At 61.1% G+C, this 23,597-nt stretch carries 18 protein-coding genes and 1 pseudogene; 12 read left to right on the forward strand and 7 right to left on the reverse strand.

Features of this window, described 5'->3' with window-relative positions:
* Both DYI22_RS10785 and DYI22_RS10790 read left to right on the forward strand, forming a co-directional pair.
* Positions 1-109: IS3 family transposase (locus DYI22_RS10785; RefSeq protein WP_213477651.1), on the forward strand; the 109-nt coding region annotated here is incomplete at its 5' end.
* A gap of 18 nt (positions 110-127) precedes the next feature.
* Positions 128-262, forward strand: a pseudogene (locus tag DYI22_RS10790) (IS256 family transposase); the annotation flags it as partial.
* A 272-nt stretch (positions 263-534) separates the two neighbouring features.
* Here the strand turns inward: DYI22_RS10790 and urtE are convergent.
* The 5 genes from urtE to urtA all read right to left on the reverse strand — a co-directional run bounded on the left by urtE (position 535) and on the right by urtA (position 6,296).
* The gene (gene urtE, locus DYI22_RS10795; protein ID WP_213478054.1) at positions 535-1,233 is read right to left on the reverse strand and encodes an urea ABC transporter ATP-binding subunit UrtE; all 699 of its coding nucleotides are present in this window, start codon (positions 1,231-1,233) and stop codon (positions 535-537) included.
* The gene (gene urtD / locus DYI22_RS10800; protein ID WP_213478055.1) at positions 1,233-2,057 is read right to left on the reverse strand and encodes an urea ABC transporter ATP-binding protein UrtD; all 825 of its coding nucleotides are present in this window, start codon (positions 2,055-2,057) and stop codon (positions 1,233-1,235) included. Before urtD ends, urtE begins: the two co-directional genes overlap by 1 nt.
* Positions 2,054-3,199, reverse strand: a complete 1,146-nt coding sequence (urtC, locus tag DYI22_RS10805) for an urea ABC transporter permease subunit UrtC (protein ID WP_213478057.1) — start codon at positions 3,197-3,199, stop codon at positions 2,054-2,056. Before urtC ends, urtD begins: the two co-directional genes overlap by 4 nt.
* Positions 3,200-3,202: 3 nt before the next feature.
* The gene (urtB, locus tag DYI22_RS10810) at positions 3,203-4,882 is read right to left on the reverse strand and encodes an urea ABC transporter permease subunit UrtB (RefSeq protein WP_213478058.1); all 1,680 of its coding nucleotides are present in this window, start codon (positions 4,880-4,882) and stop codon (positions 3,203-3,205) included.
* Positions 4,883-4,985: 103 nt separating this feature from the next.
* Positions 4,986-6,296, reverse strand: coding sequence for an urea ABC transporter substrate-binding protein (gene urtA, locus DYI22_RS10815; RefSeq protein ID WP_213478059.1), 1,311 nt, complete (start codon positions 6,294-6,296; stop codon positions 4,986-4,988).
* A gap of 347 nt (positions 6,297-6,643) precedes the next feature.
* Between urtA and atzF the strand changes: the two genes are divergently transcribed.
* The 5 genes from atzF (at position 6,644) to DYI22_RS10840 (ending at position 14,792) form a co-directional block, all read left to right on the forward strand.
* A complete protein-coding gene (gene atzF, locus DYI22_RS10820) occupies positions 6,644-8,488 on the forward strand; it encodes an allophanate hydrolase (protein ID WP_213478060.1) in 1,845 nt (614 codons plus the stop codon).
* Positions 8,489-8,501: 13 nt separating this feature from the next.
* The gene (gene uca / locus DYI22_RS10825; protein ID WP_213478061.1) at positions 8,502-12,134 is read left to right on the forward strand and encodes an urea carboxylase; all 3,633 of its coding nucleotides are present in this window, start codon (positions 8,502-8,504) and stop codon (positions 12,132-12,134) included.
* Positions 12,135-12,290: 156 nt separating this feature from the next.
* On the forward strand, positions 12,291-13,013 hold the full coding sequence (locus tag DYI22_RS10830) for a GntR family transcriptional regulator (RefSeq protein ID WP_213478062.1): 723 nt from the start codon (positions 12,291-12,293) through the stop codon (positions 13,011-13,013).
* Between the two features lie 432 nt (positions 13,014-13,445).
* On the forward strand, positions 13,446-13,715 hold the full coding sequence (locus DYI22_RS10835; RefSeq protein WP_213478063.1) for a ComEA family DNA-binding protein: 270 nt from the start codon (positions 13,446-13,448) through the stop codon (positions 13,713-13,715).
* Positions 13,716-13,823: 108 nt separating this feature from the next.
* Positions 13,824-14,792, forward strand: a complete 969-nt coding sequence (locus DYI22_RS10840) for a DMT family transporter (protein WP_213478064.1) — start codon at positions 13,824-13,826, stop codon at positions 14,790-14,792.
* A gap of 14 nt (positions 14,793-14,806) precedes the next feature.
* Here the strand turns inward: DYI22_RS10840 and gloA are convergent, their stop codons facing one another.
* Positions 14,807-15,355, reverse strand: coding sequence for a lactoylglutathione lyase (gloA, locus tag DYI22_RS10845; protein WP_213478065.1), 549 nt, complete (start codon positions 15,353-15,355; stop codon positions 14,807-14,809).
* Positions 15,356-15,904: 549 nt separating this feature from the next.
* Complete coding sequence (locus DYI22_RS10850) at positions 15,905-17,044, reverse strand: alkane 1-monooxygenase (protein WP_213478066.1); 1,140 nt, start codon at positions 17,042-17,044, stop codon at positions 15,905-15,907.
* A 249-nt stretch (positions 17,045-17,293) separates the two neighbouring features.
* Here DYI22_RS10850 and DYI22_RS10855 point away from each other — a divergent pair, with 249 nt between their 5' ends.
* The 5 genes from DYI22_RS10855 to DYI22_RS10875 all read left to right on the forward strand — a co-directional run bounded on the left by DYI22_RS10855 (position 17,294) and on the right by DYI22_RS10875 (position 23,592).
* Complete coding sequence (locus tag DYI22_RS10855; protein ID WP_213478226.1) at positions 17,294-17,953, forward strand: GntR family transcriptional regulator; 660 nt, start codon at positions 17,294-17,296, stop codon at positions 17,951-17,953.
* A 182-nt stretch (positions 17,954-18,135) separates the two neighbouring features.
* Positions 18,136-19,170, forward strand: a complete 1,035-nt coding sequence (locus tag DYI22_RS10860; RefSeq protein WP_228300973.1) for a DUF6160 family protein — start codon at positions 18,136-18,138, stop codon at positions 19,168-19,170.
* A gap of 87 nt (positions 19,171-19,257) precedes the next feature.
* A complete protein-coding gene (locus DYI22_RS10865) occupies positions 19,258-20,325 on the forward strand; it encodes a lysylphosphatidylglycerol synthase transmembrane domain-containing protein (RefSeq protein ID WP_213478068.1) in 1,068 nt (355 codons plus the stop codon).
* Complete coding sequence (locus tag DYI22_RS10870) at positions 20,322-22,562, forward strand: glycosyltransferase (protein ID WP_213478069.1); 2,241 nt, start codon at positions 20,322-20,324, stop codon at positions 22,560-22,562. Before DYI22_RS10865 ends, DYI22_RS10870 begins: the two co-directional genes overlap by 4 nt.
* 82 nt (positions 22,563-22,644) lie before the next feature.
* Positions 22,645-23,592 carry a YbgA family protein gene (locus DYI22_RS10875; protein ID WP_213478070.1) on the forward strand — a complete coding sequence of 316 codons (948 nt, stop codon included), beginning with the start codon at positions 22,645-22,647 and terminating at the stop codon, positions 23,590-23,592.
* Positions 23,593-23,597 lie beyond the last annotated feature (5 nt).

Below are 23,597 nucleotides of genomic sequence, written 5' to 3' on the forward strand. Positions count from 1 at the left end.
CGATTACATCGAAATGTTCTATAACCCGGTACGCCGGCACGGCAACAACGGAGGACTGTCTCCCGTGGACTTCGAAAAGCAGTATTTTAAGCAGCTGTCAGGCGTCTAGGATATCGGGGGCTTGCCAGATGCAGCGCTGAAGGTGGCGTTCCTGGCGATCCAGCAAGCATCAAAGAAATGGACCATGCCGATCCGGGATTGGAAGCCTGCACTGAATCGCTTTATTATCGAATTCGGTGACCGCCTGGACGGTCACCTATAGTGAGGTGGGCAGTTACACAGATTTATTTACAGGCTCCAATGGGTGGAAGGCCAGTGACTAGCTTAGAACCTTCGGGCGCGCGAAGGCCTGACTCGAATGTTCGCTTTTGTTTACTAGCCAATCGTCGATGCTTGGTCGAGCTGCCCCCCAAAATTTGCGTAGTTCGCCTCAATTAGCTCGATAATAAAAAACTCCGTGCCAAACATCACTCGGCACGGAGTCATTGTAGTAAGGGCTTTTAGGACTCTCGAAACGGGAGAATACCCAGGTGGCTAGACCGTCAGGTGCTTCCTGATCAGCTCATCCGTCAACCCAGCAATCTCATCCTCAGCAACCCTTCTCCCCCGATCCAAAATCACAAACCGATCCGCATACTTCCGCGCAAACGGCAACTTCTGCTCAACGAGAAGAACGGTCAGCCCATCCTCTTCAATCAGTCTACGAATAACCTCCCCGATCTGCGCCACAATATTCGGCTGAATCCCCTCCCCCGGCTCATCGAGGATTAAGAGGCGAGGCTCAATCACCAGCGCCCGGCCAATCGCCAACTGCTGTTGCTGCCCGCCAGACAGGTCGCCGCCTCTGCGGTGTTTCATTTCCTTCAACACCGGAAACAGCTCATACACCCGCTCGGGAATCTTCTTGCTGCCGTCCTTACGCACAGCCAGGCCGGTGCGCAGGTTCTCTTCCACGGTCAGCAGCGGGAATATCTGTCTTCCCTGGGGCACGTAGCCGATCCCCAGGCGTGAACGGTCTTCGATTTTCTTTTTGGTGAGTTCCACATCTTGAGCGAATTCGATGCTGCCGCTTTTGGTGGTTTCCTCACCCATGATGCATTTCATCAGGGTGGTTTTGCCCACGCCGTTGCGGCCCATTACGCAGGTGCACTGGCCCTGGGGGACGTCCAGGTCCAGATCCCAGAGGGTGTGGCTTTCGCCGTAGTATTGGTTGAGCTTCTGGATCTTGAGCATTACGCCTCCTCCCCCAGGTATACCTTGATCACTTCCGGGTCGTTGGAGACCTGGTCCATGGTGCCTTCGGCCAGCACGCTGCCCTGGTGCAGCACGGTGACCTGGCGGGCGATGGAGCGCACGAAGCCCATGTCGTGCTCCACCACCACAACGGACTGTTTACCGGCCAGGCTGGTGAGCAGTTCGGCGGTGCGCTCCATTTCCTGTTCGGTCATGCCGGCTACGGGCTCATCCACTAATAGCAGTCGTGGTTTCTGCATCAGCAACATGCCGATTTCCAGCCACTGTTTCTGGCCGTGGGAGAGGATGCCGGCGAGTTTGTCCCGCAGTTGTTTCAAACCGATCATTTCCAGCACTTCGTCGATGCGGTCACGGTATTCCGCTTTCATGATGGCGGTCAGCGTGGGCCAGATGCGCTTGTCCGCCGCCATCGCAAGTTCCAGGTTTTCGAACACGGTGAGGGCTTCGAACACCGTGGGTTTCTGGAACTTGCGGCCGATGCCCAGGCTGGCGATGTCCGGCTCGTTCATGGTGAGCAGGTTGTGGCGGCTGCCGAACCACACGGAGCCGGTGTCTGGCCGGGTTTTACCGGTGATGATGTCCATCATGGTGGTTTTGCCCGCGCCGTTGGGGCCGATGATGCAGCGCAGCTCGCCGTCGTCGATGGTGAGGTTTAGGTTGTTGATGGCCTTGAAGCCGTCAAAGCTCACGTTCACGTCCTCCAGGTACAGGATCGGGCCGTGGCGCACGTCCACCGGGGAGGCCACGGGCGCGAGGAAGTCGAACACGCGGTCGCGGTTGGTCAGTTGCTCGAACATGCTCATGCGGTGGCCTCCTTGGGTTGGGCGGCGTCGGTATCGGTGTCTTCCTCCTGCTTTTTACGCTTCTGCAGCAGGCCGGCAATGCCCTTGGGCAGGAACACGGTGACCAATACAAACAGGCCGCCGAGGGCGAACAGCCAGGCGTCTGGCATTACGCCAGTGAACACGGTTTTGGCGTAGTTCACCAGGATGGCGCCGATCACCGCGCCGTAGAGGGTGGCGCGGCCACCGAGGGCGACCCACACCACGATCTCAATGGAGAACAGCGGCGAGAATTCGCTGGGGTTGATGATGCCCACCTGCGGCACGTACAACGCCCCGGCCACACCCGCCAGCATGGCGGACACCACGAACACGAACAGCTGCACCCGTTCCACCCGATAGCCCAGGAAGCGGGTACGGGCTTCGGCGTCGCGGCAGGCGATGCTGACCCGGCCGAGCTTGCTGGTGACGATGCCGCGGCAGATCACGTAGCCGATGGCCAGCGCGATGCCGGTGGCGATGAACAGCCCCAGCCTTGTGGCGTCGGTGCGCAGGTTTAAGCCGAGGATGTCACGGAAATCGGTCAGGCCGTTGTTGCCGCCAAAGCCCATTTCGTTGCGGAAGAACGCCAGCATCAGCGCAAAGGTCAGCGCCTGGGTGATGATGGACAGGTACACCCCGGTCACCCGCGAGCGGAACGCCAGGAAGCCGAACACCAGCGCCAGCAGGCCCGGGGCCAGCAGCACCATGATGAAGGCGAACCAGGCCATGTCGAAGCCCTGCCAGTACCAGGGCAGCGAATCCCAGTTCAGGAACACCATGAAGTCCGGCAGCACCGGGTCGCCGTAGGTGCCGCGATCGCCGATCTGGCGCATCAGGTACATGCCCATGGCGTAGCCGCCGAGGGCAAAGAAGGCGCCGTGGCCCAGGCTGAGAATGCCCAGGTAACCCCACACCAGATCCACCGCCACCGCCAGCAGCGCATAGCACAGGTATTTACCCAGCAGGGTGACGGTATAGGCGCTGACGTGCAGCGCATGGCCTTCCGGTATTATCAGGTGCAGCAGGGTGACCAGTGCTACCGCCGCAAACAGCACCCCGAGGAAAATCTGGGTGGAACGCTCCTGTAAAGGCCGGAGCAGCCAGAATTGTGATGTTGGCATAGCTCAGCCCTCCGCAGCCCGGCCTTTCTGGGGGAAAAGCCCCTTCGGCCGTTTTTGAATGAACAGGATGATCAGCACCAGCACCATGATCTTGGCCAGTACCGAGCCGGCCCAGGGTTCCAGAATCTGGTTGATGGTGCCCAGTGACAGCCCCGCCAGCAGGGTGCCCCAGAGGTTACCCACGCCGCCGAACACCACCACCATGAAGGAGTCGATGATGTAGTTCTGGCCCAGGTTGGGACCGACGTTGGTGATCTGTGACAGCGCCACCCCCGCCAACCCGGCCACGCCGGAACCCAGGCCGAAGGTGAGGATGTCCACGCGGGTGGCACGAATGCCCATGGACCTGGCCATGGCGCGGTTCTGGGTCACCGCCCGCACTTCCAGGCCGAGGCGGGTCTTGCGCATGATCAGCATCAACCCGGCGAACACCACCAGGGCGAAGCCGATCACGTACATGCGGTTGAGGGTCAGCGAGAGCGCGTCGTTGATCACCAGCGAGCCGCTCATCCATTCCGGTGTGGTCACGGAGCGGTTGAGGGGGGAGATCACGGTGCGCACCAGTTGCTGCAGGATCAGGCTGACACCGAAGGTGGCCAGCAGGGTTTCCAGCGGGCGGCCTTTGAGGTGCTGGATCACGCTGCGCTCGATGGCGATGCCCGCCAGCGCCGCCACCAGGAAGCCGGCGGGAATAGACAGGATCAGCGCCAGCCCGGGCTGGCCGGGTAACAGTTGCTGCATGCCCCAGGTGGTGTAGGCCCCCAGCATGATCAGTTCGCCGTGGGCCATGTTGATCACGCCCATCACGCCAAAGGTGATGGCCAGGCCAATGGCCGCCAGCACCAGCACCGAGCCGAGGGACAACCCGAAATACAGGGTCTCCGCGGCGCGGTTCATTTTCAGTTTCTGTTCGATGGAGACCAGCGCCTGCTTGGCGCGGGCGGCAACGGCGGGATCGTCCCCGGCCACCGCGTTGTTGAGGGCAGCGCGGGCGTTGCTGTGAAGGCTGCCGGTCAGTACGTCAATAGCCTCAAGGCGGGCCTGGGGCTCGCCCTGCTGCAACTGGTAAATGGCAACGGATTCTTCAATGCGGTTGCGAACGGGGCCCGGCAGGTCCCGCTCCAGTAATTTGGTCAGTGGGTTCACCACACTGTCGTTCACTTTGCCCATCATGGCTTCGGCGGCGTTCTCCTGAACCTCGGGGTCGTCCGAATACAGGTCCAGCATGGCCAGCACGCCTTCCAGCTTGCCGCGGATGGCGTTGTTGATGTTTACCCGGTCCAGTTCCCGGCGGGAGATCTCGCCCAGGTTCTCACCGGTGAGGGGGTCGGCGATGGTCCAGTCGCGTCCCACATTACGCAGCACCACGACCACTTGCCCGGTGTCCTCAATGCGGCTCAGACGGTTGTTGCCGAAGGCGTCCAGCCAGCTGCGGGCACGGGGATCGCCGCTGTCGACAATGGCTTCAATGGCGGCATCCATCTCTCGCGGGGATGCGTCGGCCAGGTTGGTCAGCAGCGCCTGCCCCTGATCGGAATCGGCTTCCGCCTGGCTGTGGGCCGGCAGGCTCAACACCAGCAGCAGGGCAAGGCCCAGGGGCTTGAGATAGAGAGCCTTGAGATAGAGGGATTTGAGATAGAGGGCGTTGAGACAATGAGGCGTAAGCCACCGGAAGATGCCCATGTGTCCGTCCTGTTGTTGGAAATAAGGGAAGCATTCTGGATTCAGAAGCCTCCAGGGCGATCACGCTGCCCCGGAGGTCTTTTTGCACGGCCTGATCAGAGGATCAGTCAGCGTCGGCCAGGGCCTGCTCGCCGGCGGAAGCGCCACAGGTACCGGCTTTGACGTTGAAGTTGCCGCACTTCAGCGGGGCGCGCCAATCGGCGATCAGGTCACGGGAACCCGGCAGGAAGTCAGACCAGGCATCGCCGGCCACGGTGGAGGAGGTCTCCCACACCACGGAGAACTGGCCGTTGTCCTGAATCTCGCCGATCAGCACCGGCTTGGTGATGTGGTGGTTCGGCATCATGGTGGCGTAGCCGCCGGTCAGGTTGGGTACGGCCACGCCGATGATGGCGTCTTTCACCGCGTCCACGTCGGTGGTGCCGGCTTTCTTCACCGCTTCCACGTACATGTTGAAGCCAATGTAGTGCGCTTCCATCGGGTCGTTGGTGACGGCTTTGTCGTCGCCCTTGTATTCAACCCAGGCGTCGATGAAGTCGTAGTTGGCGTCGTTGTCCACGCTCATGAAGTAGTTCCATGCGGCCAGGTGACCCACCAGAGGACCGGTGTCGATGCCCGCCAGTTCCTGCTCGCCCACGGAGAAGGCCACCACCGGGATGTCGGAAGAGGCAATGCCCTGGTTGCCCAGCTCACGGTAAAACGGCACGTTGGCGTCGCCGTTGATGGTGGAAACCACCGCGGTCTTCTTGCCGGCGCTGCCGAACTTTTTGATGTCAGAGACGATGGACTGCCAGTCGGAGTGACCGAAAGGCGTGTAGTTGATCATGATGTCCGCTTCAGCAACACCCATGTCTTTCAGGTAGGTTTCCAGGATCTTGTTGGTGGTGCGGGGGTATACATAGTCGGTGCCCGCCAGAACCCAGCGCTCAACGCCCAGTTCGTTCTTCAGGTAGTCCACCGCCGGAATCGCCTGCTGGTTGGGCGCGGCACCGGTGTAGAACACGTTCTCGGAGGATTCTTCGCCTTCATACTGCACCGGGTAGAACAGCAGGCCGTTGAGCTCTTCTACTACCGGCAATACCGACTTGCGGGAGACCGAGGTCCAGTTGCCGAAGATCACGTCTACTTTCTCTTTCTCCAGCAGCTCGCGGGCTTTTTCCGCGAACAGCGGCCAGTTGGAGGCGGGGTCGACTACTACGGCTTCCAGCTGACGACCATCGATACCACCTTTGGCGTTCTGCTGTTCGATCAGCATTTCCATGGTGTCTTTCAGGGCGGTTTCACTGATCGCCATGGTGCCGGACAGCGAGTGCAGGATGCCGACCTTGATGGGATCTTCCGCCGCCATGGCGTGGAAAGAGACTGACAGCGCCAGTGCAGAGAGGCCCAGCTTCACGTGTTTTTTGATGCTCATGTTGTGCGTCCTTTTATCTTCGTTGGGTTATGTCGTTCGTCGTCAACGCACTTCCTTCTCTGCATCTGCTGTTCCACATCACCCATATACCACCACAAAACAATAACTTATCTAGTATACAAGGAGGCAAGGTCGATTAAGACCGGGGCCAGCACCGCCTTAACCCCCTGTTTTATGGTTCTGTTTTGGTGCGCTCGCACCGGCTTTGGGCGCTCACTTTTGGTTCGCCTTTTCCATGAAAAACTTTAACCATCTGTTTTACATAGCTTTTAAAGAATTTTCGCCAAATGGCACGGGCATTGCCAAACAGGTTGTATACAAGATGACAAACTGCACGAGGACAACCCATGCCTTCAACAACCGGATGGACACTGCACGACTGGCGTGCCGCCTATGGTCAGGGCCAGTCGCCGGAGTCCCTGCTGGGCGAACTGCTGGCCAGCCTGGATACCACCCCCAATAAAGACGTGGCCTGGATCTCCCTGATCGATCAGGCCGGCCTGAAGAAAGCGCTGGCCGATCTGGACCAGTTGGCGCAACAGGCCGGCGGCAACCGGGCAGTGCTGCCTTTATACGGTGTGCCGTTCGCGGTGAAGGACAACATTGATGCCGTGGGTTTCGAGACCACCGCGGGTTGCCCGGCCTACGCCTACACACCCCAGCAGGATGCCGCCACCGTGGCCCGCCTGAAAGCCGCCGGCGCGGTGCTGATCGGTAAAACCAACCTGGACCAGTTCGCCACCGGGCTGGTGGGTACCCGTTCCCCCTATGGCGCAGTACCCAACACTTTCAAACCAGACGTGGTCAGCGGCGGTTCCAGCTCCGGCTCCGCGTCGGTGGTGGCCCGCGGCCTGGTGCCGTTTGCCCTGGGTACCGACACCGCCGGTTCCGGCCGGGTGCCGGCAGGGCTGAACAATCTGGTGGGGCTGAAGCCCACCAAAGGCCAGTTCAGCATTGAAGGGGTGGTGCCAGCGTGCAAGTCCCTTGATTGCGTGTCGATCTTTGCCCTGACCGTGGGCGACGCCGGTGCCGTGCAGCAGGTGATGGCCGGCTATCAGCCCACCGACCCGTTCTCCCGCCAGGCGCCCGCCACCCTGCCCGACGATGCACCGGCCATTCGCCGGAACGGCCCCATCAAACGCCTGGCCATTCCCGAACAGCCCCAGTGGTTCGGGGATCAACAGGCAGAAGCGGCCTGGAACACCGCCCTCAGCAACTGGCGCCAGCAGGATGTGGAACTGGTGCCCACGGATTTTGGCCTGATGTCGGAACTGGCGGCGCTGCTGTACGAAGGCCCCTGGGTGGCGGAACGCCATGCTGCGGTGGAAGGATTTATGGCGGAGCACGCCAGCGAGATGAACCCGGTGGTGAAAGGCATCATCGAAAAGGCAGGAAGATTCAGCGCCACCGATACCTTCAAGGCCCAGTACCGCAAGGAAGAGCTGGTGCGCGCCATTGATGAACAGCTGCAGGATATCGACGCCCTGCTGGTGCCCACGGCCCCGACCGCCCCGACCATTGAGGCGGTGAATGCAGACCCGGTCACCCTGAACAGCCAGCTGGGCACTTACACCAACTTCGTCAACCTGGCGGACTTCTGCGCCCTGGCGGTGCCCGCCGGTTTCCGCGACGACGGCCTGTCCTTTGGGGTCACGCTCATCAGCGGTGCCTGGAAAGACGCCGAACTGCAGAGGCTGGCCAGCCAGTGGCTGAACGCCCACCCCACCCCGCTGGGCGCCACGGATCTCAACCGCGCCATCGAAGAACCCGCCGCACCGGCGCCGGTGGACACCATTACCGTTGCCGTCGTGGGTGCTCACCTCAGCGGCATGCCTTTGAACACCCAGCTCACCGAGCGCAACGCGGTGCTGCTGGAGCAGACCACCACCTCGGCCAACTACCGCCTGTACGCCCTGCCCAACACCACGCCGCCGAAACCCGGGCTCAAGCGGGTCGGTCCGGATGAGGGCTGCGCAATGATTGTGGAGGTATGGCAGATGGCCGGCTCCGAGTTCGGCTCCTTCGTTGACCTGATTCCGGCGCCCCTGGGCATCGGCAATGTGGAGCTGGCCGATGGCCGCTGGGTCAACGGTTTCATCTGCGAAGGCTACGGCTTTGAAGGCGCCCGTGACGTAACCGAATTCGGCGGCTGGCGCGCCTTCATCACCGCCCTCAAATCCGGACAGGCATAAGGAGAGCCCAAACATGTTCAGCAAAGTATTGATTGCCAACCGCGGTGAAATCGCCGTGCGCACCATCCGCACCCTCAAGGCCATGGGCTTGGGCAGCGTTGCGGTTTATTCCCATCAGGATCGCCACAGCCTGCACGTGACCAGCGCCGACGAAGCCGTGGCCCTGACCGGCAACGGCGCCAGCGAAACCTACCTCGACAAGGCGCAGATTCTGTCGGCCGCCAAAACCACCGGCGCGACCGCCATCATTCCCGGCTACGGCTTCCTGTCGGAGAACGCGGACTTCGCCGAAGCCTGTGAAGCCGAAGGCATCGCTTTTATCGGCCCCACACCCACCCAGATGCGGGAATTCGGCCTGAAGCACCGGGCGCGGGAACTGGCGGAAGCCGCCGGCGTGCCCCTGGCCCCCGGCAGCGGTTTGCTGAACAGCCTGGACGAAGCGCTGGGCGTGGCAGACAACCTGGGCTACCCGGTGATGCTGAAAAGCACCGCCGGCGGTGGCGGCATCGGCCTCACCCGCTGCAACAGCGACAGCGAACTGCGGGAAGCCTTCGAAACTGTGCGTCGCCAGGGCCAGAGCTTCTTTAATGACAGTGGCGTGTTCCTGGAGCGCTTCATCGCCCGCGCCCGCCACGTGGAAGTACAGATGTTCGGGGATGGCGAAGGCAATGTGGTGGCTTTGGGTGAGCGGGATTGCTCGCTGCAGCGCCGCAACCAGAAAGTGGTGGAGGAAACCCCGGCGCCGAGACTGCCGGCGGCCACCCGCCAGAAAATGCTGGATGCCGCCGTATCCCTCGGCCGGTCCGTCAACTACCGTTCCGCCGGCACCGTGGAATACATCTACGACGAGGAACGGGACGAATTCTACTTCCTGGAAGTAAACACCCGCTTACAGGTAGAGCACCCGGTGACCGAGTCTGTCACTGGGCTGGACCTGATCGAGTGGATGCTGAAGATCGCCGCCGGCGAGAGCCCGGACCTGGCCGGTTTCCAGCCGCAACTGAACGGCGCCTCCATGGAAGTGCGCATCTACGCCGAAGACCCGCTGAAGGATTTCCAGCCCTCCCCCGGTGAACTCACCGACGTGCACTGGCCGGAAGACGGCGTGCGGGTGGATACCTGGGTGGAAAACGGCAGTGAAGTGTCGGCCCATTACGACCCGATGATCGCCAAGCTGATCGTGCACGGCACCGACCGCGACGACGCTCTGGCCAAACTGCAGGCGGCGCTGGCGGAAACCCGGCTGATGGGCATTGCCACCAACCTGGATTACCTGCGCCAGGTGGTGGCCCAGAAGAGCTTTGCCGACGGCGTTGTGTCCACTCGAGCACTGGAGAGCTTTGAATTCAAACCCTCCGTTGCCGAGGTGGTCAAACCCGGCACCTACACCACGGTGCAGGATTACCCCGGCCGCGTGGGTTACTGGAACATCGGTGTGCCGCCCAGTGGCCCGATGGACGATTACGCCTTCCGCATCGCTAACCGTATTGTGGGCAACCACCATGAGGCGGCGGGGCTGGAAGCCACCCTGATCGGCCCCAGCCTGAAGTTCCACAAGGACTCTGTAGTGGCGCTGACCGGCGCATTGACCGAAGCCACGCTGGATGACAAGCCGGTGGAATTCTGGAAACCCATCACCGTCAAAGCCGGCCAAGTGCTGGCCGTCGGCAAGGCCATCAAGGGCTGCCGCACTTATCTCGCCGTGCGCGGCGGCTTCGACGTGCCGGTATATCTGGGCAGCCGCTCCACCTTTGCCCTCGGCCAGTTCGGCGGCCACGGTGGGCGGCCGCTGCGCCCCGGTGACATGCTCGGCATCAGCCAGATCAACCTGCCGGCCTGCACCACCACCGCTCCAACCCACGACCCAGCGCCGGCCGACCCGGACCTGATCCCCGCCTATCCGGATCATTGGGAAATCGGCGTGCTCTATGGCCCCCACGGTGCCCCGGATTTCTTCACAGAGAAGTCCATCGAGAAATTCTTCCAGCAGGACTGGGAAGTGCATTACAACTCCAACCGCCTGGGCATCCGCCTGAACGGTCCAAAGCCCGAGTTCACCCGGGAAGACGGCGGCGAGGCCGGCCTGCACCCGTCCAACATCCACGACTGCGAATACGCCATCGGCTCCATCAACTTCACCGGAGATATGCCGGTGATCCTCACCAAGGACGGCCCCAGCCTGGGCGGGTTCGTGTGCCCGGTCACCATCGCCAAGGCCGAGCTGTGGAAAGTCGGCCAGGTCAAACCCGGCGATACCATCCGTTTCGTGGCCATCGACAACGACACCGCCGTGAAACTGTCGGAACGCCAGGAACTGGCCATCGCCAGCCTGATGGCGCCACCGGAAGTGCCGCTGGTCGCCCCCCAACTGGCGCCGCTGAACGACCTGTCCGCCACCATTCTGGCCCACCTGCCGGAAAAAGACGGCCGCCCGGAAGTCACCTACCGCCAGGCCGGCGACCAGTACATCCTGCTGGAATACGGCCCCAACGTCATGGACCTGGGCGTGCGCATGCGCATTCACGCGCTGATGGAAGCCATCGCCGACGTGCAACCCGGCGGCCTGCTGGAACTCTCCCCCGGCGTGCGTTCCCTGCAGCTACGCTACGACGCCCGCTTGCTGTCACAGCAGGCATTGATGGAATACCTGCTGGATCTGGAAGAAACCCTGCCGCCCACGGACGAGTTGAAAGTGCGCAGCCGCGTGATCCACCTGCCCATGGCTTTCGAAGACAGCGCAACGCTCGAAGCCGTGGACAAATACCGCCAGTCCGTTAGAGACACCGCGCCCTGGCTGCCCAACAACGTCGACTTCATGCAGCGCATCAACGGCTTGCCGACACGGGAGGAAGTGCGGGACGTGCTGTTCTCGGCCCACTATCTTGTTCTGGGCCTGGGCGATGTGTATCTGGGCGCCCCCTGCGCGGTTCCGCTGGATCCACGGCACCGATTGCTCACTTCAAAGTACAACCCGGCCCGAACCTACACCGCCGAAGGCACCGTCGGCATCGGCGGCGTCTACATGTGCATCTACGGGATGGACTCCCCGGGTGGCTACCAGTTGGTCGGCCGCACCCTGCCGATCTGGAACAAATACCTGAAGAACCCCCAGTTCGCCGAAGGCGCCCCCTGGCTGCTAAGGTTCTTCGATCAGGTGTGCTATTACCCGGTGACCGAGGAAGAACTGAATGAAATGCGCGACCAGTTCCGCGCCGGCCAACTGGAAGTGAAGATTGAAGAAGAAACGTTTGATCTGAAATCTCACCAAGCGTTTCTGGATGCAAACACCGACTCGATCGCTGACTTCAGAAAGATGCAGCAAGCCGCTTATGCAAAAGAAGTAGCACTCTGGAAAGACAGCGAAGCGGCAGAACTCGACAAACTGGCCAAAGCACCGCCAAAGCCAGACGTATCGGATCTGGAGAAGTTCGGAGAACTGGTCAGCGCCGAAATCGCCGGCAACATCTGGAAATGTCTCGTTAAGCCTGGCGACATCGTCACAGAAGGTGATCCATTAATCATCGTAGAAGCTATGAAAATGGAGTTCGAAATAAACGCGACCCTGTCCGGCGAGATCAGCGCATTGCATACATCTCCCGGCAAAGCCGTAACCCCGGGCGAGCCTATACTGAGCATTAAAGTCTAGGGGAAGCCAGCACAGGGTTCACTGCGGTGGTGGGGGAAGTCTTTTTTCAAAACGTCGCCTGTCTGAGCGAAGCGAGTTTAAGCGACGTTTTTAAAAAAGACTTCCCCCATCGCCGCCCCCAAAGCCAGACGCAACAGGCACGCAAAGAGCACAACTATGACTCGGAAACCAGCGGTAAAGCGCAAAGAGAGTATGGCCGACCGGGTATACGAGGCCTTGAAGGATGACATCTTCGAATTCCGGCTGATCCCTGGTGACAAGTTCAGCGAAGGCGATGTCGGAACCCGACTGAGTGCCAGCCGAACGCCCGTGCGAGAAGCTCTTTACCGACTCCAGCGGGAAGGCTACGTAGAGGTCCTGTTTCGCAGTGGCTGGCAGGTGAAGCCGTTTGACTTCCAACAGGTCGAAGAATTGTATGACCTGAGGATTACGCTGGAACGGGCCGCCATGCACAAGATCTGCGCTCTGGACGAACAGCCACAGGCCGTGCGCACGCTGACGGCAATCTGGAACCCGGATCATCCCTCCGAGCGAGCGGTTGGTAGCACTGTGCGGGCACTGGACGAAAGCTTTCATTGCGATCTGGTCGCCGCCGCTGGCAATCGGGAGATGACCCGTATCCATCGGGAGATCACCGACCGGCTGCGCATCATCCGTCGGCTGGATTTCACCCGGGACGATCGGGTGGACGCCACCTATGTGGAACACTCGGAGATTCTGGCTGCCATCCGATCGGGCGAGGCCACCGCCGCCGCGGACAAACTCACGCAGCACATCCGCACCTCCCAGAAGGCCGTTCGCGAGATCACCATGGAGCGAATCCGCGAGGCGGCCGCGGCCCATCGGGGCGGGCAAAAAACTGCCTCGGAGACCGCGTAAATACTGAATTCCGGTTCATTTTCGGGCCACGCCAACGGCTCACGAATCCGTAGGATATATCGCACAACATCGGGAGCGATTGTCCGATATGTGCAAATCAGGCCCCCTGTAGAATGGTGGTTGTCAGGGATGACAAGCCAGCAAGGAACGTTGGCGCAAGGATGATGACTCCAGGGATTTGGAGCAGCCCACGGATCAGGGCAAACAGGGACGACCACCAAGGATGAAGCACACAGGACGTGTGTAGCCTGAAGGATCAGGCGGGGGTCAGCCACGGGCAAGGGATCACACGGAATGTGGTCCTGCTCCGTGCACTTTTTTGCCTTCCAGTTCTTGCTCACCTGCAACAATCTTCCGACCAGCGAACTTCCTGCTGACTGCGTTCTGGCATCTAACCATAACGAAAGTATTCAGACTCAGGAGCTCACGCCCATGAAATCCACGCCAATGATGGCCACACTGGTTCTTCTTTTCAGCCTGCTGACCGGCTTCGCCTACGCCGAACCGGCCGCCGTCAACATCAACACCGCCGATGTGGAAACCCTCGCCAGCCTGAACGGCATTGGTGAGAGCAAGGCCCAGGCCATTGTCGCTTACCGCGAAGCCAACGGCCCGTTCCAGTCCGCCGACGACCTGGTTAACGTGAAAGGCATTGGTGAAGCCACCGTTGCGAAAAACGCCGACAGCCTCGCCGTCAAGTAAGCATTGCCCAGCGGAGCCACCGGCTCCGCGACCTTCCGCCACTGGCGTTGCCAGGATCGCACTGATAATCTCACGCCCTTGCTCAACACCAAGCCAGGTCGCTCTCCGATGATTCACGGTGCACTTCTTATTGCCCTCGCCGCCTTGCTCTGGGCCACAACCGGTATCGTGGCCAAGTTCCTGTTCACCGGAACGGAATTGCAAGCCATCACCCTCGGATTCTTACGCCTGGCAGTCGCGCTGCCGTTCTTTTTCGTGCTGATGCTCCGGGAGCGCCGGGATACCACCGGCCAGCCCTCAGCGCGGCAGCGGCCCCCGGTGATCACCCTCAAAGCCTTGCTGCCGCTGGCTGCCCTCGGCCTGTTCCAGGCCTGCTACCAGGGCAGCTATCTGATTGCGGTGGACCTGACCGGGGCCGGCATTGCCACCCTGATTGCCCTGTGTCTGGCGCCGGTACTGGTGGCCATCATGGCCGCGCCGCTGCTGGGCGAAAAACCGGGGCTTGTCACCGTGCTGGCGCTGGTGGCGGCCATTGCCGGCACCTCCATGCTGGTGGTCAGCGATATGGGTACCGCCGGAGAACTGCGCCTGGCGGGCATTCTGGTGGCCGTGTTTGCCGCCGTGGTGTACGCCGGCTTTACCCTGACCAGCCGCCACACCTCCACCGGCACGCCGGTGTTCACCACCGCCTTCATCTGCTTCGCCACTGCGGCGCTGATCCTGCTGATGGTACTGCTGGTCACCGACGGCTTTGACGGCATCGAAACGCTGGGCATCCGCCACTGGCTGATGGTGGGCTACATTGGCGTGGTACCCACCTGCATTGGCTACCTGAGCTTTTTTGCCGGCATGAAAACCACGCCTGCCACGCTGTCCAGCATCATCGTGACGCTGGAGCCGCTGTTTGTCGCCTTGCTGGCGTGGGTCATTCTCGGGGAGGTACTGGGGGTGATCGGTGTGGTTGGCGCGGTGATTCTCACCGCCGCGGTCATCGTGGCCTCGCAGAGCAGTGCCAGAACCCTGCCCGGCGCAGTGCGGGCGGATGATCAGCCGATCAGCGGGCGTCAGGCCGACTGACGCCCGCCAGCCTGTCAGCTGTCTTTGCGCTGCTTCTCCAGCATGTTCGGCTGCAGGATCTCGATCCAGTAACCGTCCGGATCTTTGATGAAGGCCAGGCCTTTCATCTTGCCGTCGTCCGGCTTCTTCACAAACTCCACCCCCAGCGATTCGAATCGATCACAGGCGGCATACACGTCCGGCACCGCCACGCCAATGTGGCCGAAACCCTGGGGTTCGTCATTGCCACTGTGGTAGCTAAAATCCGCGTCGTTCTCGGTGCCCCAGTTGTGGGTCAGCTCCAGCATGGCCTCGCGGCCGAAGATGAAAGTGGTGCGGTGGGCGTCGTCCGTCGGCACGGTGCTGGCCTGGCGGTCGTCCAGGTAGGCGAGGAAGTACAGGGTGAATTTCATCTCGGGAAAATCGAGCTTCCGCACCAGGCGCATGCCCATCACGCGGGTGTAGAAATCCATGGAGCGCTCGGGGTCTTTGATGCGCATCATGGTCTGGTTGAAAACGTAGCCTTCTGTTTCCGGAACCGGTGCTTCGTGCAGGCCGGCGGCCTGTTCAAAGTGCTTGGGCATGATTTTTCCCTTTTTTAAATTGCTTGGGTTAAACGTTATACTTGCGTGCGTTACCGGCGGATTTCAAGGGCGCCTCTGGGGGACAAAAAAAGGCCCCGCAGTCAGAGACCGAACCTGCGGGGCCTGAAAGGGCCAGTTTCCTGGCACGCGCTTCAGAGACGCTCTGAAGTTTTCAGGTTTGGAGTACAGGTCGGGGTGCGGGGTACTTTCTTCCGGGAAACCGGAACTCGCTTCGCTCAGACACCCGGCTTTCCCTGCAGAAAGCACCCCACACCCCAACCCTATAAACACTTTCCGTTTACCCAAAAAACACAGCTTGAAAACCTAAAGCGTTGGCATGACAGGGGCCTGTAGTCGTTTGTCCTATCCGCCCCTGGAACGTGCCTAACGCGATATATCTCTCTCTTTTCTTTGCGGGAACAACCACCTTTGTTCATTGGGCAGGGGGTGGAGGTCTTTTTTAAAAACGTCGCCTGTCTGAGCAAAGCGAGTTTAAGCGACGATTTTTCAAAAAGACCTCCACCCCCTGCCCTTGCACCCAACTAAGGGTCAAGAAGCCAGTTGATGCTCCTCCCCCCGATAATAAGCCTCAACCCGAGGATTCATAACGCGCTTCCAGAGGGGCGGCACCATGGCCAGCACGATCATGGTGGAGTAACCGGCCGGCAGCTGCGGGGCGATGTCGTGGTGGCGCAGCACCTGGTAGCGGCGTTTGGCGAAGGCGTGGTGATCGCTGTGGCGCTGAAGCTGAAACAGGAACACGTTGGTCAGGAAGTAATTGGAGTTCCAGCTGTGCTCTGGGGTGGTGCGCTCATAGCGGCCGTTGTCCAGTTTGCGGCGATGCAGGCCGTAATGCTCCAGGTAGTTGACGATCTCCAGCAGGGTGAAGGCGAAGAAGCTCTGGCCGAGGAAGAAGGCGGCGCCGAGCCAGCCGAAGGCCAGGGTGAAGCCAATACCCACCAGCGCGCTGATGCTGTACCACCAGATCAGCTCGTTGCGCCAGCTCAGAGCTTTGTGGCCCTTGCGTTGCAGGCGCTGGGCCTCGAGTTTCCAGGCGTTGAGGAAGTTGCGCACGTAGGCCTGGGGCAGGAACTGGTACAGCGACTGGTTGTAGCGTGACGACGACGCATCTTCCGGGGTGGACACGTGCACATGGTGACCACGCAGGTGCTCCACTTTAAAGCCGGCGTAGCAGACCAGTGACAGCAGGAAGCCACCGGCCCAGGTTTCCAGGCGGTCGTCTTTGTGGATGAGCTCGTGGGCAACGTTGATGCCCAGCCCCCCGACGATACCGATGGACACCACCCATCCCAGACCGCCCGCCACGCTGAAAACGCCGGAGGCCAGCGTGGCCATGCCCCACACCAGCAGAACCGCAAAGGCGGCAACCCAGCCCAGGGTGATCACGCGGTAGAAGGCTTCGCTGTTCATTATCGGCACGTCGGTTGCCTCATCCGGGTTCAGGGAATCCTTGCCCAGCAACATGTCGAGCACCGGAATGATGCCGAACACCACCACCGGCACGCCCCAGGCAAACACGTTGACCAGATCGGTGGCCTGACCCGCGGCCAGCAGCAGCGGTGGCAGTATCAGCGGCACCATGGCGATGAGGTAGCTGTATTTTTTCAGGGTAAGCAACACCTTGCGGCGTGCACTTTCACTGTTGAAGCCGATGGATCGGGTACTCATGGGGTGAACCTCGCTTGATTTCCCGTTGTGCTTTTTTTAATTATTGTCCTACAATATAGCAGTCGTCAATTAATTTGATGATTTTTTTCATTGCCGAAACAAAAATGCGACATGGATCAGTACTTTGACACTTTTCCCGAATCTCTCCTTTTGCGAGGCTGTGGTAGACTCATGAGCGATACACCCATGGATAGCGGCCCCTCGCCCTCTGCGGCGGGCCGGATGAAACAATCGGTTCAGAGAGCCATTATGGATTTTCAGGTTCCCAACACCCTCGCGGAGCAGATCGCGAATTACCTTGCCGAACGCATCATGACGGGCCGCATCCGGCCCGGTGAGCGCATTCATGAGGCCACCACGGCCACGGAGCTGAAAGTGAGCCGCGCTTCCGTCAAGGAGGCGCTGTACACGCTGGAGCGGTGGCACCTGGTTGAAATCACTCCGCGCAAGGGCGCGTCGGCCTCCAAGCTGGACCAGGCCCACGCCTCGGAGCTGTATGATGTCTACATGCACTTGCTGATGATGCTGGCGGCGCGGGTCAGCGAGCGCTGGCAGGAGAAAGACAAGCAGCCGATGGTGGACGTCACCCGCAAGGTGATCGAGCAGATGAACGAGCCCTCCGCCAACATCACGGCCATCGTAGAAGCCAGCTTTGAAGTGATGGAGGTATGCTGCGAGGTGGTGGGTAACCCGTATCTCACCGAGGCCCTGTCCAATTTCAAGCCAGCGGTCAGCCGCGCCTATTACCTGAGCGCCGAGCGCTACCGCCAGGGCCTGGATCAGACCAGTCAGTTTTTTACCCAGCTGCCACTGGCGGTTCTGGCACGGGACTCGGAGCGGGCCCAGGCGCTGATCCGGGAATTTGCCGAACATCAGAAAGCCCTGATTCTGCAGGCTCTGGCCTCCTGACACCGGATTCAGGCAGGCCAGGCCGTGTTGTGACTCACCTCACAGACCTTCTCCACATTCCCGCCTATCGTAACAACGTGTAACCAGACCACATGGATGCTGCACCGGTTTTGTTGTCCCCTGCGGCCATAAAACAATAAACAGGCCGGCGCCTGGCCGGTCCAGATGATTCCGGGGCCACCATGAACAACGAACTCCCCCGCTCTGCCAGACCATGCACCCGCTGTCACCCGCGCTCATGGCCGGCGGCCGCCGCTGCCTTGCTGGCCGCCTTGCCCGTCAGTGCCGATTTCCGCCCCCTGGATGACCGCGACATGGGGCACATCACCGGTCAGGCCGGGGTGACCATCGAGCTGGAAACCAAGCTGGATATCGGCAGGCTGAGCTGGCGTGACGAAGGCACGCTGAGCGTGAATGACCTCAGTCTGTCCGGCCACGACGGTGCGGTGCTGGACAACCTGCAGATCACACTGGACATCGCCGGCGACGGCGAAGTGCTGGAGCACGGTTTCTCGGAAATTGCCCGCCGCGCCAGCGCCGGCCTGCTGGACGCGAGCGACCCGGATGTGGCCGATGCCCTGGCCCGCTATTCCGTAGCCGGTGAATTCGGCAAACAGTTCAACAGTGGCGACCTGGTGATCCACCTGGGGGCCGTCCATACCGGCGACCCCACCAGCCTTGACGATTACCTGAAAGCCATCGACTTCCAGCTAGGGGTGGGCAGCCTGCAGACCGAAGGCAGCGGTGGCAGCACCACACTGTTTTCGGACGTGCTGCTGAAAGGCTACGTGGGCCCCACGGACCTGGTCATCCGCAACGGGGGCAATGCCACCCGCACGCTCTCCAACGGCAATGTGGTGTCAGGTTCTGAATTGCAGCTGGATACCCACTTTGAAGTTACCGAAGGCAGCCTGAACTGGGACGTGGCCGACCTGATTTTCATCTTCAACTTCGCGGCGGTTGGCATCGAGGGGCTGCAGATTCATAACCGCCGCGGCGACGATACCCTCGGGCATTTCGGCATGGCCCACGCCACCGCCAGATTCTCCAGAGGCACCAGCGCCGCCTCCGGCAAGGAAGGCCTGTCGATCCATGACGTGGAGTTCCGCGCCGACATCGATATGCCGGTGTTCCGCATTGGTCCCGAAAGTATAGGCAGTGTGTCGTTCATCGACTTCGCCATCACCGACACTACCCTGATGGTTTATGGCCACTAGCCTGATGGTGTATGGCCACTAGCGCAACACTGGACAACGCCCTGACTCCACCCTGTAAACTGCCCGTCTCTCACTGACGGGCAGGCCATGATCGATTCCACGGACCTTGCGTACTCGAAACGAACGTCGTGGCGGCGGCTCACGCTGTTCAGCCTGCTGTTCATTTTGCTGACCGGCATCGGGCTGTACGCGGTGTACGATCGGTTTGCCGGGCGCAGCCTGACCTTCGACAGCCGTCTGATCAACCCCGCCACGATAACAGCGGTGATCGCGTTACTGCTGGTCTACTTCAGCGCTGACGGCCTGCGCCTGCACTTCACCCTGCGGGCACTCGGGCACCGGCTCCCCCTGCCGGCGGTTTTCCGCCTGGTGTTCATTAACCTGTTTTTCTCCAACGTCACACCCATGGCCACCGGTGGCGGTTTCGCGCAGATCTGGTACCTGCATCATCATGGCGTGCCCGTGGGGCGGGCAACCGCAGCCACCACCATCCGAACGGTGCTGGCGGTGGTGTTCATATTCTCGCTCACCCCGGTGTTCCTGCTGACTCTGGATGCGTTCAACGGCCGCTCACTGGGCGGAAACCTCGGTGTCGCGCTGGCGGTTTTCATTGCCCTGTATCTCGGCTTTTTCGCGGTGTTGCTGTTTCGTACCCGCTGGCTTATCGGCCCGCTCACCGGTTTGCTGGCCGCGCTGCGGCGCGCCCACCTGATCGGGGAAGCGCGCCACCGGCGCTGGCAGTTCAAGGCCCGGCGGGAGATGCTGCGCTTTTCCCGCAGCTTCGGCGATTACCTGAAAGGACCGCCGCTGTTTGTCTGGCTGTCGGTGGTTTTCACGGCGGTGTTTCTGCTCAGCCTGTTCAGCTTCCCGGCGCTGCTGATGGTCAGCCTGGGATACGAGGTAGACTATCTGGTGTCGCTGGGCTTGCTGGTGGTCACCACTTTTATCATGTACTTCTCACCCACGCCCGGGGCGTCGGGCATATCAGAGGGTGTGTTCGGCAGCTTTTTCCGCGATATGCTCTCGGGTAACCACCTGATTCTGGTCATTGTCAGCTGGCGACTACTGACCATCTATCTGGGCATGCTGATTGGCCTTGTGGTGCTGCAAAGGGAACTGCTCAGACAGCGCAGACATGTGAGAGGCACGGAATGATCCTACGTAACCCGCTGAAATGGTTGTTTTACGTTTGCCTGCTGATTGTCATTCTGCTGGTGGGCTACAAGGTCTATCTGAATGTTTTCACCGAGGATTACGCCGGCATCCACACCGACCAGGTGGAACGCATCGAGCAGCGGGTGGCGCCCGGCCAGCCGTTCAGCTTTGCGGTGGTGGGCAACATCAACAACTCTGTGGGGGTGTTCGAGCAGCGCATCATTCCCCTGCTCAATGATGCCGGCGTTGATTTCATGGTGTCTGCGGGCAACGCCGTCAGTGGTGGCGGGGAAGACAAATACCGGGCCCTGCACGGCACCCTCAGCCACCTCGACATACCCTACCTGCTGACCTTCGGCGCCCATGAGTACGAGGATTTCGGCAGCTTCCGCTTCTACGATCACTTCGGCCCGCACTTTTTCAGCGTCGTCGCCGGGGATGCCCGGCTGATCTTCCTCGACAGCACCGGCAAAACTCCGTGGCAATGGCAACTACGCTGGCTTGACGACCTGCTGGGCAAGGACACCTCTCGCGTGCGCATCGCCTTCATTGGCCATCCGCCGTTCGAGCCCGAGAGCGACCTGCCGTTTGACCGGGATGAGGATTACCTGGGCCCGCCGGAATTCCGCGAGGCCCTGCTGGCCATGGCAGAACGGCACGGCATCGACCGGGTGTTCTCCGCCAATCTGTCGGCATTCGCCGAAACCGTGCGTGGCACCACCCAATACATCGCCACCGGTGGCGCCGGAGGGCTGGTGCTGAATGACGACACCAGCTTCTACCACTACGTGCGGGTGGACGTGGCGGCAGACGGCCAGGTCAGCCACACCCTGCAGCGGGTGGAGGTGGGGCAGGATCCTGTGCTCAAACGGCTCGAGAGCCTGTGGTTTTTCATTTACTCGCTGTTCTACACCGGCTTTCTCAACTTCCTGCTGATTGTTGCGGTGTTTGCGGCGGTGACCATCAAGCTGTACGGCGCCATCTTTGTCGGCAAGGACTACTACCCGGATTACGACCTGGACCCCGCACCCTGGCTGGACAAGCCGCTGCGGGTGGCCATGTTCACCAACAACTACCTGCCGTTCATCGGCGGTGTTCCCATCTCCATCGACCGGCTCCGGCGCGGGCTGGAGCAACTGGGTGACACCCTGCTTATTGTGGCGCCGCGATACCGGGGCGAGCCGCGCGGCGAGACCGGGGTGCTGCGGGTACCGTCGCTGTTGGCCATGGGTGAGAAACGGGAGTTCCGGTTGGCGAACATCTTTCTCGCCCGTATTCGCCGCCAGGTGCGCAGGTTCCGCCCGGACGTCATCCACCTGCATCATCCGATCTGGCTCGGGTCGCTGGGCCTGTTCATGGCGCGGCGGCTGGGGATACCGGCCATCTACACCTACCACACGCGGCTGGAGCACTACGCCCACTTTGTGCCGCTGCCGGGGATGCTGTTCCGCAACCTGATATCCCATGCACTGATCAAGCGGTTCGCCAACCGGTGCGACGGGGTGATCGTGCCCACCTACTCCACCGAGGAGTACCTGCGCATGATCGGGGTGAAATCCCCGACCTATGTTCAGCCGACCGGAATCGAGTATCAGCGTTTCCAGGAGGTTGACCCCGCCGAGGTCAGCGATCTTCGCAAGCGGCTGGGACTGGGCAGGGAGAAGATCTTCATCAGCGTGTCGCGGCTGTCGAACGAGAAGAACATTGATTTCATGATCGAGGCGATCAGCACGTTGCGCCGGGAAACCCGGGTGCCGTTCCGCTTCCTGATGATTGGTGACGGGCACCAGCGGGACCGCCTGCAAGGCAAGATCGAACAGCTGGATCTGACCGGCCACGTGACACTGGCCGGTGCAGTGCCACCGGAGGCGATGGCCACCTGGTACAAGCTGGGGGATGCGTTCCTGTTTGCGTCGAAATCGGAAACCCAGGGCATGGTGATTCTGGAGGCCATGGCCGCCGGTCTGCCGGTGGTAGCCGTGCGCTCCAGCGGTATCGAGGATGTGGTTCGCCACGGGGTGAACGGCTTCAAGACCCCGGAAAAGCAGGATCAATGGCGCGCCTGCGTCAAACAGCTGCTGGAAGATGACGCCCTCCGCGGTGAGCTGGCCGCCCAGGCGCTGGCTTTTGCCGAGGACTTTTCGGTAGAGCGTTTCGCTGACGACGTGCGGCATATATACGCCACTACGCTGGCACTGGTGGACAAGAAACGGAAGCGCCGCCGCTCCGCATCCTGACACGATGATTTCGCCGGCGGCGCTGATCGGTTTAGACTGGAAACACGTATTTTCTGTGTATATTCACGACCGGAGAAACAGCGTGAGCGGCATCCCCGTTGGAATCAGCACCTGCCTGCTGGGCAAGGAAGTTCGCCATGATGGCGGGCACAAGCATTCCCGTTACTGCACTCAGGTGCTTTCGAAGCATTTCGAGTTTCGCGCCATCTGCCCCGAGCTTGAGGCCGGGCTGGGCGTGCCGCGGCCCGCGATTCACCTGCGGGAGCACGCCAACGGCCTGCGCTTGATTGAAACCCGGGGCACCGCCGACCATACCCCGGCGATGCAGACGTTCATTGAGCGTATCCTGCCGGAGCTGGCGGATCTTCGTGGCTATATCCTGATGGCCAAGTCGCCCAGCTGCGGCATGGAGCGCATCAAGGTACACAACGAGGAGGGCCGGGTTACCCATCGGGATGGCCGGGGCATGTTCGCGGACGCGTTGATTCGTGCCTACCCACTGATGCCGGTGGAGGAAGAGGGGCGCCTGAACGACGACAGGCTGCGGGAAAATTTCATTGAACGGGTGTTCGCCTACGACGACTGGATGCAGAACGTGGCAGGCGACAAGCTCTCGGCAAAAGCGCTGATCGAGTTCCATACCCGCCACAAGTTCCAGCTGCTGGCCCATTCGGAACGGCTGTACCGCCAGCTTGGCCCCATGCTCAGCGACCTGAAATCCGAGCCCCTGGCGGACCTGGCGGCTCGTTACATTCAGGGCTTTATGGAGGCCATGGGCCGCCGCGTCAGCCGTGGCTCCCACGTGAACGCCATGCAGCATCTGATGGGCTACCTGCGGGATTCCATGGCGGACGAAGACCGCAAGGTGATGATCGAGCAGATCGAGGCGTACCACCGCGGTGAAGTGCCCTTAGTAGTCCCGATGACGCTGCTGCGCATGGCGCAGCGCCGGGAACCGGTGGACTATCTGAGCACCCAGCACTACCTGACGCCCTATCCCGATGAACTGGGGCTGCGCAACCGGGTGTAACCTCG

The sequence above is a fragment of the Marinobacter lipolyticus genome (genome assembly GCF_018424605.1).
GTDB lineage: Bacteria > Pseudomonadota > Gammaproteobacteria > Pseudomonadales > Oleiphilaceae > Marinobacter > Marinobacter lipolyticus_B.

Bases quoted from the DNA above. Each gene is read 5' to 3' on its own strand.
- urtE (WP_213478054.1), bottom strand. From the start codon at position 1,233: ATGCTCAAGATCCAGAAGCTCAACCAATACTACGGCGAAAGCCACACC.
- urtD (WP_213478055.1), bottom strand. From the start codon at position 2,057: ATGAGCATGTTCGAGCAACTGACCAACCGCGACCGCGTGTTCGACTTC.
- urtC (WP_213478057.1), bottom strand. From the start codon at position 3,199: ATGCCAACATCACAATTCTGGCTGCTCCGGCCTTTACAGGAGCGTTCC.
- urtB (WP_213478058.1), bottom strand. From the start codon at position 4,882: ATGGGCATCTTCCGGTGGCTTACGCCTCATTGTCTCAACGCCCTCTAT.
- urtA (WP_213478059.1), bottom strand. From the start codon at position 6,296: ATGAGCATCAAAAAACACGTGAAGCTGGGCCTCTCTGCACTGGCGCTG.
- atzF (WP_213478060.1), top strand. From the start codon at position 6,644: ATGCCTTCAACAACCGGATGGACACTGCACGACTGGCGTGCCGCCTAT.
- uca (WP_213478061.1), top strand. From the start codon at position 8,502: ATGTTCAGCAAAGTATTGATTGCCAACCGCGGTGAAATCGCCGTGCGC.
- DYI22_RS10830 (WP_213478062.1), top strand. From the start codon at position 12,291: ATGACTCGGAAACCAGCGGTAAAGCGCAAAGAGAGTATGGCCGACCGG.
- DYI22_RS10835 (WP_213478063.1), top strand. From the start codon at position 13,446: ATGAAATCCACGCCAATGATGGCCACACTGGTTCTTCTTTTCAGCCTG.
- DYI22_RS10840 (WP_213478064.1), top strand. From the start codon at position 13,824: ATGATTCACGGTGCACTTCTTATTGCCCTCGCCGCCTTGCTCTGGGCC.
- gloA (WP_213478065.1), bottom strand. From the start codon at position 15,355: ATGCCCAAGCACTTTGAACAGGCCGCCGGCCTGCACGAAGCACCGGTT.
- DYI22_RS10850 (WP_213478066.1), bottom strand. From the start codon at position 17,044: ATGAGTACCCGATCCATCGGCTTCAACAGTGAAAGTGCACGCCGCAAG.
- DYI22_RS10855 (WP_213478226.1), top strand. From the start codon at position 17,294: ATGGATTTTCAGGTTCCCAACACCCTCGCGGAGCAGATCGCGAATTAC.
- DYI22_RS10860 (WP_228300973.1), top strand. From the start codon at position 18,136: ATGAACAACGAACTCCCCCGCTCTGCCAGACCATGCACCCGCTGTCAC.
- DYI22_RS10865 (WP_213478068.1), top strand. From the start codon at position 19,258: ATGATCGATTCCACGGACCTTGCGTACTCGAAACGAACGTCGTGGCGG.
- DYI22_RS10870 (WP_213478069.1), top strand. From the start codon at position 20,322: ATGATCCTACGTAACCCGCTGAAATGGTTGTTTTACGTTTGCCTGCTG.